This window comes from Rhizobium sp. 1399, from assembly GCF_031455475.1.
In the GTDB taxonomy this organism is placed as follows: Bacteria; Pseudomonadota; Alphaproteobacteria; order Rhizobiales; family Rhizobiaceae; genus Rhizobium.
The window spans coordinates 12,687-23,653 of sequence record NZ_JAVDSU010000007.1 but is presented as its reverse complement, the minus strand read 5'-3'; the positions used below and the strand labels follow the sequence as shown (position 1 = coordinate 23,653).

At 59.9% G+C, this 10,967-nt stretch carries 14 protein-coding genes; 11 read left to right on the top strand and 3 right to left on the bottom strand.

The window, feature by feature from the left end:
* Positions 1 to 210: 210 nt before the first annotated feature.
* The 6 genes from J2X71_RS21610 (at position 211) to J2X71_RS21585 (ending at position 4,471) form a co-directional block, all read left to right on the top strand.
* A complete protein-coding gene (locus J2X71_RS21610; protein WP_310384795.1) occupies positions 211 to 1,101 on the top strand; it encodes a peptidylprolyl isomerase in 891 nt (296 codons plus the stop codon).
* 229 nt (positions 1,102 to 1,330) lie between these two features.
* The gene (gene argJ, locus J2X71_RS21605; protein ID WP_310384793.1) at positions 1,331 to 2,572 is read left to right on the top strand and encodes a bifunctional glutamate N-acetyltransferase/amino-acid acetyltransferase ArgJ; all 1,242 of its coding nucleotides are present in this window, start codon (positions 1,331 to 1,333) and stop codon (positions 2,570 to 2,572) included.
* Positions 2,553 to 3,359, top strand: a complete 807-nt coding sequence (locus J2X71_RS21600; protein ID WP_310384792.1) for a GNAT family N-acetyltransferase — start codon at positions 2,553 to 2,555, stop codon at positions 3,357 to 3,359. The genes argJ and J2X71_RS21600 overlap by 20 nt, the downstream gene beginning before the upstream one ends.
* The gene (mutT, locus tag J2X71_RS21595) at positions 3,356 to 3,769 is read left to right on the top strand and encodes an 8-oxo-dGTP diphosphatase MutT (RefSeq protein ID WP_310384790.1); all 414 of its coding nucleotides are present in this window, start codon (positions 3,356 to 3,358) and stop codon (positions 3,767 to 3,769) included. Before J2X71_RS21600 ends, mutT begins: the two co-directional genes overlap by 4 nt.
* A gap of 126 nt (positions 3,770 to 3,895) precedes the next feature.
* Positions 3,896 to 4,234, top strand: coding sequence for a hypothetical protein (locus J2X71_RS21590; protein ID WP_007825505.1), 339 nt, complete (start codon positions 3,896 to 3,898; stop codon positions 4,232 to 4,234).
* 69 nt (positions 4,235 to 4,303) lie between these two features.
* A complete protein-coding gene (locus J2X71_RS21585; protein WP_007825504.1) occupies positions 4,304 to 4,471 on the top strand; it encodes a Flp family type IVb pilin in 168 nt (55 codons plus the stop codon).
* Positions 4,472 to 4,484: 13 nt separating this feature from the next.
* On the opposite strand, the gene J2X71_RS21580 is transcribed toward J2X71_RS21585, so the two are convergent.
* Positions 4,485 to 5,369, bottom strand: coding sequence for a methyltransferase domain-containing protein (locus J2X71_RS21580; RefSeq protein WP_310385460.1), 885 nt, complete (start codon positions 5,367 to 5,369; stop codon positions 4,485 to 4,487).
* 92 nt (positions 5,370 to 5,461) lie between these two features.
* Here J2X71_RS21580 and J2X71_RS21575 point away from each other — a divergent pair, with 92 nt between their 5' ends.
* Genes J2X71_RS21575 through J2X71_RS21560 form a run of 4 tightly spaced genes read left to right on the top strand, consistent with a single transcriptional unit; the run spans position 5,462 to position 7,805 of the window.
* Positions 5,462 to 6,223 (top strand): ComF family protein, encoded by a 762-nt coding sequence (locus J2X71_RS21575; RefSeq protein WP_310384787.1) that lies wholly within the window; start codon positions 5,462 to 5,464, stop codon positions 6,221 to 6,223.
* A 32-nt stretch (positions 6,224 to 6,255) separates the two neighbouring features.
* Complete coding sequence (gene grxC, locus J2X71_RS21570) at positions 6,256 to 6,513, top strand: glutaredoxin 3 (RefSeq protein WP_007825499.1); 258 nt, start codon at positions 6,256 to 6,258, stop codon at positions 6,511 to 6,513.
* 9 nt (positions 6,514 to 6,522) lie between these two features.
* Positions 6,523 to 7,380, top strand: a complete 858-nt coding sequence (locus tag J2X71_RS21565; RefSeq protein WP_310384784.1) for a carbon-nitrogen hydrolase family protein — start codon at positions 6,523 to 6,525, stop codon at positions 7,378 to 7,380.
* Positions 7,377 to 7,805, top strand: a complete 429-nt coding sequence (locus tag J2X71_RS21560) for a DUF1178 family protein (protein ID WP_310384782.1) — start codon at positions 7,377 to 7,379, stop codon at positions 7,803 to 7,805. The genes J2X71_RS21565 and J2X71_RS21560 overlap by 4 nt, the downstream gene beginning before the upstream one ends.
* 43 nt (positions 7,806 to 7,848) lie before the next feature.
* On the opposite strand, the gene ubiG is transcribed toward J2X71_RS21560, so the two are convergent.
* On the bottom strand, positions 7,849 to 8,595 hold the full coding sequence (gene ubiG, locus J2X71_RS21555) for a bifunctional 2-polyprenyl-6-hydroxyphenol methylase/3-demethylubiquinol 3-O-methyltransferase UbiG (protein WP_310384778.1): 747 nt from the start codon (positions 8,593 to 8,595) through the stop codon (positions 7,849 to 7,851).
* Between the two features lie 167 nt (positions 8,596 to 8,762).
* Positions 8,763 to 9,263, bottom strand: coding sequence for a BA14K family protein (locus tag J2X71_RS21550; protein ID WP_310384776.1), 501 nt, complete (start codon positions 9,261 to 9,263; stop codon positions 8,763 to 8,765).
* 407 nt (positions 9,264 to 9,670) lie between these two features.
* On the opposite strand from J2X71_RS21550, the gene J2X71_RS21545 reads away from it, so the two are divergent.
* Entirely contained in the window at positions 9,671 to 10,945 is a 1,275-nt protein-coding gene (locus tag J2X71_RS21545) for an aspartate kinase (RefSeq protein WP_007825494.1), read from the top strand.
* Positions 10,946 to 10,967 lie beyond the last annotated feature (22 nt).

The following is a 10,967-nucleotide window of genomic DNA, read 5'->3' as shown; positions in this document are numbered from 1 at the left end:
TTATTCGCTACCCAGCCGAAAAACAGGCGCACGCTTGAAAACGCCCGGAAACTGTTCTGGACGCGAGGTTGCGTGACAGATAAGAGGGGGGGCAAATGATGTCAACGGATTTGGCTGATATAGAAAGGCCACATTCCGGTGTTGAAGCCTGTTTTCGGGCTGGATTCACGAAAGCTGAAGCCGGCGGGTATAATTGTGAAGGGTTATTTAATGTTGAGCACCAACAAACTTGCTGCGCTGGCGTTTACGGCCTTCGTCGCCTTCCAGGCCCAGGCCCCGGCCTATGCCGATGATGCGGTCGTCGCCAAGGTCGGCAATCTGGAAATCCACCAGTCGGAACTCGATCTGGCTGTGGCCAATCTCGACCCGCAGCTTGCGCAGCTCCCTGACGACCAGAAGAAGGTTGCCGCCCTCTCTGCCGCTATCGACGTGAAGCTGCTTGCTGCCGATGCCACCGCCGAGAAGCTCGACCAGACGGACGACTTCAAGAAGCGCATGCAGTATCTGACCGACCGCGAGCTTCACAACGCCTACTTCAAGAAGCATGTCGTCGACACTGTCACCGATGCCGATGTGAAGGCACGTTACGACAAGGAAGTCGCCGCCCTGCCGAAGCAGGAAGAAGTTCACGCCCGCCATATCCTCGTCAAGACCGAAGACGAAGCCAAGGACGTTATCAAGCAGCTCGACGCCGGCAAGGACTTTGCCGAGCTCGCCAAGGAAAAGTCCACCGATCCGAACAAGGATGACGGCGGAGACCTCGGCTATTTCAGCCGTGGCCGCATGGTCAAGGAATTCGAGGATGCCGCTTTCGCGCTTGAGAAGGGCACCTATTCCAAGACCCCTGTGAAGACCGACTTCGGCTATCACGTCATCAAGGTCGAGGATAAGCGCGACGCTCCGCCGCCGGCATTCGAGCAGGTGCAGGACCAGGTTCGTCAGCTCGTCATGCGCGACAAGTATCTTGCGCTCCTGAACCAGGCGAAGGCTTCCTCCAAGGTCGAGATCATGGACGAAACGCTCCGCAAGGGTTACGAAGACGCGAACAAGCAGCCTGAGCCGGGCGCCGCTCCGGCACCGGCCCCCGCGCCGCAGCAGTAATCATCAGCATCTGGGCCCGGTTTTTCCGGGCCCTTCATTAGATCCGGATGTTTTTGGGCCTGATCGGCCTAAAATCTGAATCCGGATCTAAATCAAAAATAGAGCATGATGTCGTCCGAAAACCGTTCACACTTTTCGGCATCATGCTCGAACATCGTTTGTTGTCGCATTTCCGCACGGCGAGCCGGTTTCCATTTCGCCTGGAAATGCTCATTGGCAGGTCACATCCATGTCCGCTACCGTTTCTCCGCTTGCCCCGAAAACCTTTGCCTCGCTGCCCGCGCTTCGCGGCGTGCGCATGGCGACCGCTTCTGCCGGCATCAAGTACAAGAACCGGACGGACGTGCTGATGATGGTCTTTGATGCGCCGGCTGCCGTTGCAGGCGTCTTCACCAAATCGAAGTGCCCCTCCGCGCCCGTCGATTTCTGCCGGGCCAACTTGCCGCATGGCACGGCACGCGCCGTTGTCGTCAATTCCGGCAATGCCAATGCCTTCACCGGCCTGAAGGGCCGCGCTGCGACTGAGCTCACCGCAAAGTCGGCCGCCGCTGCCGTCGGCTGCGGCGAAAATGAAATCTTTCTTGCGTCGACCGGCGTCATCGGTGAACCGCTCGACGCCACCAAATTTGCCGGTGTGCTCGACAAGATGCACGCCGATGCGACAGGCGATTTCTGGTTCGAGGCCGCCAAGGCCATCATGACCACTGACACCTATCCGAAGGTTGCGACCCGCACTGCCGAAATCGGCGGTGTGAAGGTGACGATCAACGGCATCGCCAAGGGAGCCGGCATGATCGCGCCCGATATGGCGACCATGCTTTCCTTCGTCGTCACGGATGCCGATATCGCGTCTTCCGCCCTGCAGTCTTTGCTGTCTGCCGGTGTCGAGCCGAGCTTCAACTCCATGACCGTCGACAGTGACACCTCGACCTCGGACACGCTGATGCTGTTTGCGACAGGTGCCGCAGCAGCCGACGGACAGGCTCGCATCACGAGCGCGGGCGATCCGCAGCTCGGTGCATTCCGCGCAGCCCTCAACGAGCTCCTCAAGGATCTGGCGATCCAGGTCGCCCGCGACGGCGAGGGCGCCACGAAGATGCTTGAAATCACCGTGACCGGCGCCGAGAGCGATGCCGCTGCCAAGACGATCGCCCTTTCCATCGCCAATTCGCCGCTGGTCAAGACGGCGGCTGCGGGCGAGGACGCCAACTGGGGCCGTATTGTCATGGCCGTCGGCAAGGCCGGTGAAATGGCCGATCGCGACCGGCTCGCCATCTGGTTCGGCGATGTGCGCGTTGCCGTCAACGGTGAGCGCGACCCCTCCTATTCCGAGGATGCGGCCTCCGCCGTGATGAAGAAGCAGGATATTCCTGTCAAAGTTGATATTGGCCTCGGCTCCGGCAAGGCTACGGTCTGGACCTGCGACCTCACCAAGGAATATGTTGCGATCAATGGCGACTACCGGAGCTGATCGTTCGTTGATGCAGGCATCCCTTCCGAAGCAGAACCTGCCGCTGGTCCGGCGGCTGGAAGCCGTGGGCTTTCGCGCCTGGCCGGCCGCTTCCGTACAATATGACGGAAGCTGGCAGGTTCGCCTGACGGCGGGCCATCCCTCGAATCGCCTGAATTCCATCGTGCCGCTCGATCCCTCCGACCATCGCGATGTCGAGATCAGGCTGGAGAAGGCAAGCCGCAAATTCGAGGCCTATGGCCGTCCTGCCGTCGTGCGTGAGACTCCGCTTGCCTCGCCTGTTCTGATCGACCTGATTAGGGAACAGGGATGGAAGCGTTTCGATGAAACGGCCGTCATGGTCTGCGATCTCTCGCAGGCCGATCTGCCCGATACGCTCGATCATCTTCCGACCCACGATGTTGGCCGGTTCGTTGATGCCAATCTCGCCGTCGATCAGGCGCAGCTTTCTCTGAAACCGGCGCTTGCCGAGATCATCTCGGCAATCAAGCCGCCATCCGGCCTTTTCATGATCGAGGATACGATCCATGGCTCGCTGGCGACGGTCCTCTGCGTGCAGGACAACGATCTTGCGGGCATCATGTCGCTTTCGGTCGCGGACAGCCATCGCCGCAAGGGGCTCGGCATCGAGATCCTGACTTCGGCACTGCGCTGGGCGCGGATGCGCAGCGCCCGTACCGCCTGGCTGCAGGTGAAACTCTCCAACGCACCGGCGATTGCTCTTTACGAGCGTCTCGGCTTCCGTGATGCCTATCACTATTGCTATTGGCAGGAGCGCTGCGAATGACCGACGCCGGAAGGAAGCTGATCCTGGTCGCAGCCTGTGCGCTGATCGATGCGGACGGGCGTATCCTTCTGGCACAGCGGCCGGAAGGCAAGTCCCTTGCCGGCCTGTGGGAATTCCCCGGCGGTAAGGTCGAACCCGGCGAGACGCCGGAGGAAACGCTGGTGCGTGAACTGAACGAAGAGCTCGGCATTTCGACGAAGGTGGCGTGTCTTGCGCCGCTGACCTTCGCCAGCCACAGCTATGATACGTTCCACCTGCTGATGCCGCTTTATGTCTGCCGCCGTTATGAAGGCATTCCGCAGGGGCGTGAGGGCCAGGCAATCAAATGGGTGCGCCCGCAGGCGCTGCGCGATTATCCGATGCCGCCGGCCGATGAGCCGCTCATCCCGGTACTACAGGATCTACTTTAGCTTTTGCTGATTATTGGGACGAAACGTCGATTTCGCCTGTGGATATTAATCGATCATTTAGCACCTTCTGGCAATGATCGGCCTCACTCAAGCAACTCGCGTGTGTGTATTTAAGGGCTTGACGTCATGGACGACGATTTCTGGAAAGCTGTGCGCGAAAAGGAACGTGCTTCTTCGTCTGCTTCGCGCAGGACGGGGGCGCTCAATATTGCCCTTCTCTTCGGTACAGCCGTAGTGGCGTTGACCCTTATCCTGACGCCGATGCTGGCGGATTCTTCCAAGAAGAGCGTGCTCGCCAGCGCGCCGGCGGATTTCGACACGATCACCACCGGCTCCATCCCGAAGACCGAGAATGGCCCGAAGAGCGAGAACGGCAAGCGCTATACAATCCGCCGCAGCGTGCTCCAGGATACGCCTGGTTCGGTCTGTGTCGTCCAGGGCTACGGCGTCGGCGCCGGCTGCTGAGGAAATGAAGCTCCCGTCCCTGGGGGCCATGAGTTTCATTGCAGTCTTGCGCGCAGAAGGGTTGGGTTGATGAATTTGCTGAAGAAATTTCTGGCAGACAGAAGCGGTGCGACGGCGATCGAATATGGATTGATTGCAGCGCTGATGGCGGTTGCGCTCATTGGGGGCCTGGGTGTATTCACCAATGGCCTGCGCGGCGTGTTCAACACCGTCGAGAATAACCTGACGATCAACTGAGTTGTTCGTTAGCTCACTGCCTGAGCTTCTGCTCTTCCACCTTCAGTGCGTCAGCAAGCCGCGCCTTGGCCGTTCCTGGCTTCAGCGGCTGCTGCTGGCTTTCATGCGGTGCCCATCCCGACACATAGATCACTGAAAATGTCGCGCGGATGCGGCCGTCGGGGTCCGAATAGCGCTCGGCATAGATTTCAGCGGCGCGCAGGAAGAAGGCGCGTGTCAGTGGCTTGCGGCTGCGCGCAACGAGCGGATTGGCCATGCCCATCGCTCTCAGGTCGCGCATCAGCGGAAAAATTGAATCATAGCGTACCGTATAATTCTCCGCGTCGATGACGGGCAGCGCAAAGCCTGCGCGCTGCAGCAGACCGCCCACATCGCGGACATCGGCGAAGGGGATGACGCGCGGGCTTGCGCCGCCGGTCATCTCGATCTCGGTCGCGAGCAGCACCTCGCGCAGTTCCTGCAGCGTACCGGCGCCCGGAATGGCGGCCAGGAACAGGCCGTCCGGCTTCAGCGCGCGGCGGATCTGGATGAAGACGCCGGGTGTGTCGTTGGTCAGGTGCAGGTTGAGCGGTGCAATTACCAGATTAGCCGATTGGGGTGCGAGCGGCACGTCTTCGAGTGGCGCTTCGAGAAAAGGTTCGCCCGGCGCTACATAGTGCATGTCGCTTTCCACGCGGATGAGGCTGCCGACCTTGCCGGTCGCGATCGCCGCACGGGCGGCCGCGCCAGTGGTGCCGTGCAGTTCCACCGCATGTTCGAAGCTGCGCTCCACGACGGCCAAGCGGTCTGCCAGTTCCTCGGCGGCGATATCGAGCAGGAAGCCCGCTTTCGGGTCATTATTTGCGAGCGCGCGCCGACGGTTCGCGGCGATCTGCGCCTTGTCGAAGATGATATCCATGGCGATGTCCATATTCCCCTGTCCGGCAGGCGGCAAGGCGATTTTCCTTTGGCTCGCGACGCGCTAGTCTGCCTCATATGGGGACGAGCGAGATGAAAAGTGAGACGGGGCGGATATGGGCGCAGCTTCTGCGGCCCGTTTCCATGCTTGCCGATCTTGTCTATCCGCCGTCCTGTGCGGCTTGCGGTGTTTCGACAGGCGGCCATCGAGGGCTCTGTGCCAAATGCTGGTCCGAGGTCCGCTTCATCGAGCGGCCCTATTGCGAGGTGCTCGGCCTTCCCTTTTCCCATGATCTCGGGGCCGGCATTCTGAGCGCAGAGGCGATCGCCAATCCGCCGCCCTTCGATCGGCTGCGTTCAGCAGCCACCCTCGACCATGCCGTTCGCACTCTTGTACACGGCCTCAAATACCGCGATCGAACCGATCTCGCGCCGATGATGGCTGGCTGGATGCTGCGCGCGTCGGACGGCATGGTCGAAGGCTGCGATGCCGTCATTCCGGTTCCGCTTCATCGCACCCGCATGGTCTCGCGCAAATTCAACCAAGCCGCGGAGCTTGCCCGACATTTGGCGGGGCTTGCAGGAAAACCGCTATTGCCGGGGACGCTTCTGCGTGTGAAGCGTACCAGCCAGCAGGTTGGTCTTGGTATACGGGCGCGCGAGGACAATGTCCGTGGCGCTTTTGCGGTCGCCGCGGGCAGGGAAAGCGATGTCTTTGGCAAACGCATCGTGCTTGTCGACGACGTCTTTACGACAGGGGCGACGGTTGGTGCGGCAACGCGCGCGCTGCGAAAGGCGGGGGCTGCCGATATAACGGTTTTGACCTTTGCAAGGGCTATTGCAGAAACTATATGACAGAAAGAAAACAGCACTGTCTGGAGACCTTCATGGTACCCGTTGCCATCTATACGCGTCAATTCTGCGGCTATTGTGCACGCGCCAAATCTCTTCTTGAAGAGAAGGGCGTCGACTATGTCGAACATGACGCGACCTTCTCGCCCGAGCTTCGTCAGGAAATGCTTGGCAAGTCGAACGGCCGCACCACCTTTCCGCAGATTTTCATCGGCAGCACGCATGTCGGCGGTTGCGACGATCTCTACGCGCTCGATCGGGCAGGCAAGCTCGATCCGCTGCTGGCGGCCTGAGGAAGAGCGATGAGCTTCACAGCCGCCGCCATCCAGATGTGTTCCGGTGTCGATCCGGAGCGGAATGCCGCTTCGATGGCGCGCCTCGTCCGAGAGGCTGCTGCAAGGGGCGCCACTTACGTGCAGACGCCTGAAATGACCGGCATGTTGCAGCGTAACCGCGCTGCGGCAAAGGAAGTGCTGCGTGACGAGAGCAATGACATCATTGTCAAAACCGGCTCGGCGCTTGCGGCCGAACTCGGTATCTTCATGCATGTTGGCTCGACGGCGATTGCGCTCGACGACGGCAAGATGGCCAATCGCGGTTTCCTCTTCGGACCTGACGGCAAGATCCTGAACCGTTACGACAAGATCCACATGTTCGATGTCGATCTCGACAATGGCGAGAGCTGGCGCGAAAGTGCGGCTTACAGGCCGGGTTCGGAAGCGCGCGTTCTGTCGTTGCCGTTTGCCGAGATGGGTTTCACCATCTGTTACGACGTGCGTTTCCCGCAGCTCTTCCGAGCGCAGGCGGTTGCTGGTGCTGAAGTGATGACCGTTCCGGCCGCTTTCACGAAGCAGACCGGCGAGGCACATTGGGAAATCCTGCTGCGGGCGCGCGCCATTGAAAATGGTGTCTTCGTCATCGCCGCAGCGCAGGCCGGCCTGCATGAAGACGGACGCGAGACATTCGGTCATTCGATGATCATCGATCCCTGGGGCAAGGTGCTGGCGTCAGCCGGTCCGACCGGCGAGGCGGTCATTCTGGCGGAGATCGATCCGGCGGCTGTGAAAGCCGCCCATGACAAGATTCCGAACCTTAAGAACGGCCGGGAGTTTTCCATCGAGAGGATTGCGGGGGAAATTACAGGAGGCGTAGCAGCTTGATCCGCTATTCCCTTATTTGTGAGAATGCCCACGAATTCGAAGGCTGGTTTTCTGAAGGCGCCGATTTTGACCGGCAGGTCGCAAGCGGCTTTCTGACCTGCCCCGTCTGCAATTCCGTTTCCATCTCCAAGTCACTCATGGCTCCCTCCGTCTCGACCGCGCGCAAGAAGGAAGAGATGCAGACGGTCGCGATGGACACGGCCCGCCGCGAAGCCTTCCTGAAGCTCAAGGAAGCTGTCGCTGCGATCAAGGCGAATTCCGAGGATGTCGGAACCCGATTCCCCGAGGAAGCTCGCAAGATCCACTACGGTGAGGCGGATGCCCGCGGTATCATCGGCCAGGCAACGCCCGACGAAGCTGAAGCGCTGGTGGAAGAAGGCATCGAGATCGCTGCCCTGCCGGTCTTGCCCGAAGACGTGAACTGATATGCGGGCGGCCGGTCTTTTATAATTTTGGCCTGCGGTGCGATCAGGCCGGCCGTTTTGCCAGCAGCATGTAATTCACATCCATGTCCTTCGACAGGTTCCACTGGTTTGCCAGCGGATTGAAGAAGACGCCCGTGCGGTCGACAATCTCGAGACCGCTTGCGGCAAGCGGCTTTTCCAGTTCTTCCGGGCGTACAAGCTTCTCATACTGATGCGTGCCGCGCGGCAGCCAACGCAGGACATTTTCGGCAGCGAAAATGGCAAGTGCTGCCGCCTTCATGGTGCGGTTGATCGTGGCGACGAACATCAGGCCGCCCGGCCTGACCATGCTGGCGCAGGTATTCATGAAAAGCTCGACATCGGCCACATGCTCCACCACTTCCATGTTGAGCACGATATCGAAGGTCTCACCTGCCTCGGCAAGCTGCTCGGCGGTGACGGCGCGATAGTCGACCGCAACACCCGATGCCTTGGCATGGGTGGAGGCGATGCCGATATTCTTTTCCGAGGGATCGGCGCCGACGACTTCAGCGCCCATACGGGCGACCGGCTCCGACAAGAGGCCGCCGCCGCAGCCGATATCGAGCACGCGCAGGCCTTCAAGCGGCTTGGCACTCTTCGGACTGCGCGAAAAATTCTCTGCTGCCCTGTCGCGGATATAGGCCAGGCGAACAGGATTGAACTTGTGCAGCGGCTTGAACTTGCCCGTCGGGCTCCACCACTCGGCTGCCATGGCGGAAAAGCGATCGACTTCGTTCTGGTCGATGGTGGTCTTTGCCGCTTCGTTCATCTGCCGCTCCTTCATGTCCTTTCAGTGAAGTCGGACGATCGAGGCGATAAGTCAAGGGCGCTCAGGTCGCACCGGAGGCTTGGCAGGGACCATAAAAAATAGAGCAAGTCTGAAGGCAGTAAAAACCCCGCTTCTTCGCGGGGTTTCGGATACTAGGTGATGCCGATTTAGCGGCACTGACGGCGCGGGCCGTACGTGGGCTGGTATGTGTTATCGTATGCGCGGTACGAGCGATAACGGCTGTAGCAGTATTCGGCATGCGAACTGCCCGCACTCACGCGCGGCTGCGAGGCTATGATACCACCGATGATCGCGCCGGCGGCCAGGCCACCGATAATGGCGCCAGTATTGTCATGGCGGCGATAATAGCGGTCGCGGTAGTAGCGGTCCCCATTATAGCGGTCGCCGTAATAGCGGCGGTCCCTGTCCCACCCGCGGTCGTAGCGATAACGGTCCGAATAGCGGTAATTGCGGCCCCAACCTTGGTTATAACGAGGGCATTTCGTGAAGTTGTTGCAGCCCACCTGAAGAAGCTCGGCCTGGTCGCCGGCGGTTTGGGGTTGCGCTGCCGACTGAATCGGGTTTGCCGTGTAGGCCGGCCCTGCCCAGGCAGGAATTCCGGAGAATGCGGTCGCTATCGACAGTGCAATTATCGCTAATCTTCTCATTCTACTCACCAGCTTTCTTGACACATCTATTCCGGTTTAAACGCATTTGGCGCCTTTAAGTTCAACGCCTCCATGCCCTCGCGTTACCGACATGGTAGATAGGCGCTTTGCAGCAGTCGCAGGGACCATTTCTGACGAAATCCTGCCACTTACACTTCACCCTTTGCCCGCCCTTGCCACCCCCTGTCAAACTCGCTAAGAGACGCGCCAACTTTCGTCCTTGGTTGGCGGGGCTTTAGAAGCGTTCCAGAAACCAGTATTTCCGGGCTCTTCGGCCATTTGACAGCTGGGGTTTTCTGATGTCCGGGAGGGCAACGCGTCTCCCGGCGGTTTGTGAATGGCGCGTGGCGTGCCGGGGAAGCAAATCCCGTTTTCCGGCAATCGCGCGCGGGTCGTGGTAGAGGCTTATGGCACGCATCGTTATGAAATTCGGCGGAACCTCCGTCGCTGATCTGGATCGCATCAAGAACGTTGCCCGCCATGTGAAACGTGAAGTCGATGCCGGCCATGAGGTGGCGGTCGTCGTTTCCGCCATGTCCGGCAAGACCAACGAACTGGTCGGTTGGGTCCAGAATACGCCGAAGGTGATCGGCGCCAACTCGCCCTTCTACGATGCGCGCGAATACGACACCATTGTCGCTTCCGGCGAGCAGGTCACGTCAGGTCTTCTGGCGATTGCGCTGCAGAGCATGGGCATCAATGCCCGTTCCTGGCAGGGCTGGCAGATCCCGATCCGCACCGACAACGCACATGGCGCGGCGCGCATCATGGAAATCGACGGCGCCGATATCATCAAGCGCATGGGCGAGGGGCAGGTTGCTGTCGTCGCCGGCTTCCAGGGGCTCGGTCCTGATAACCGTATCTCGACGCTCGGACGCGGCGGATCAGACACGTCGGCAGTGGCAATTGCAGCTGCCGTGAAGGCCGATCGTTGCGACATCTATACCGATGTCGACGGTGTCTACACGACCGACCCGCGCATCGAGCCCAAGGCACGGCGCCTGAAGAAGATCGCTTTCGAAGAAATGCTGGAAATGGCGTCGCTCGGCGCCAAGGTTCTTCAGGTGCGCTCGGTCGAGCTTGCCATGGTGCACAAGGTACGCACCTTCGTGCGTTCGTCTTTCGAGGATCCCGATGCTCCGGGCATGGGTGACCTCTTGAACCCGCCCGGAACGCTGATTTGTGACGAGGATGAAATCGTGGAACAGGAAGTAGTCACCGGCATCGCCTATGCCAAGGATGAGGCTCAGATCTCGCTTCGCCGTCTTGCCGACCGGCCGGGTGTTTCCGCCGCGATCTTCGGGCCGCTTGCCGAAAGCCACATCAACGTCGACATGATTGTCCAGAACATTTCCGAAGACGGTTCGAAGACCGATATGACCTTCACCGTGCCCTCGGGTGATGTCGAGAAGGCCATCAAGGTTCTCTCCGACAATAAGGACAAGATCGGCTACGACGTTGCGCAGAGCGAATCGGGTCTGGTAAAGGTCTCGGTCATCGGCATCGGCATGCGCAGTCATGCGGGCGTTGCAGCGACTGCCTTCCGGGCACTTGCCGAAAAAGGCATCAACATCAAGGCAATTACAACCTCAGAGATCAAGATTTCGATCCTGATCGATGGTCCTTATGCAGAACTCGCTGTCAGAACTTTGCATTCCTGCTACGGTCTGGATAAGAATTGATTCCCAGCGGGCGGTCTGCCCC

What these genes read in the sequence shown, in the direction of transcription:
- J2X71_RS21610 (WP_310384795.1), top strand. Translation starts at nt 211, where the DNA reads ATGTTGAGCACCAACAAACTTGCTGCGCTGGCGTTTACGGCCTTCGTC.
- argJ (WP_310384793.1), top strand. Translation starts at nt 1,331, where the DNA reads ATGTCCGCTACCGTTTCTCCGCTTGCCCCGAAAACCTTTGCCTCGCTG.
- J2X71_RS21600 (WP_310384792.1), top strand. Translation starts at nt 2,553, where the DNA reads ATGGCGACTACCGGAGCTGATCGTTCGTTGATGCAGGCATCCCTTCCG.
- mutT (WP_310384790.1), top strand. Translation starts at nt 3,356, where the DNA reads ATGACCGACGCCGGAAGGAAGCTGATCCTGGTCGCAGCCTGTGCGCTG.
- J2X71_RS21590 (WP_007825505.1), top strand. Translation starts at nt 3,896, where the DNA reads ATGGACGACGATTTCTGGAAAGCTGTGCGCGAAAAGGAACGTGCTTCT.
- J2X71_RS21585 (WP_007825504.1), top strand. Translation starts at nt 4,304, where the DNA reads ATGAATTTGCTGAAGAAATTTCTGGCAGACAGAAGCGGTGCGACGGCG.
- J2X71_RS21580 (WP_310385460.1), bottom strand. Translation starts at nt 5,369, where the DNA reads ATGGATATCATCTTCGACAAGGCGCAGATCGCCGCGAACCGTCGGCGC.
- J2X71_RS21575 (WP_310384787.1), top strand. Translation starts at nt 5,462, where the DNA reads ATGAAAAGTGAGACGGGGCGGATATGGGCGCAGCTTCTGCGGCCCGTT.
- grxC (WP_007825499.1), top strand. Translation starts at nt 6,256, where the DNA reads ATGGTACCCGTTGCCATCTATACGCGTCAATTCTGCGGCTATTGTGCA.
- J2X71_RS21565 (WP_310384784.1), top strand. Translation starts at nt 6,523, where the DNA reads ATGAGCTTCACAGCCGCCGCCATCCAGATGTGTTCCGGTGTCGATCCG.
- ubiG (WP_310384778.1), bottom strand. Translation starts at nt 8,595, where the DNA reads ATGAACGAAGCGGCAAAGACCACCATCGACCAGAACGAAGTCGATCGC.
- J2X71_RS21550 (WP_310384776.1), bottom strand. Translation starts at nt 9,263, where the DNA reads ATGAGAAGATTAGCGATAATTGCACTGTCGATAGCGACCGCATTCTCC.
- J2X71_RS21545 (WP_007825494.1), top strand. Translation starts at nt 9,671, where the DNA reads ATGGCACGCATCGTTATGAAATTCGGCGGAACCTCCGTCGCTGATCTG.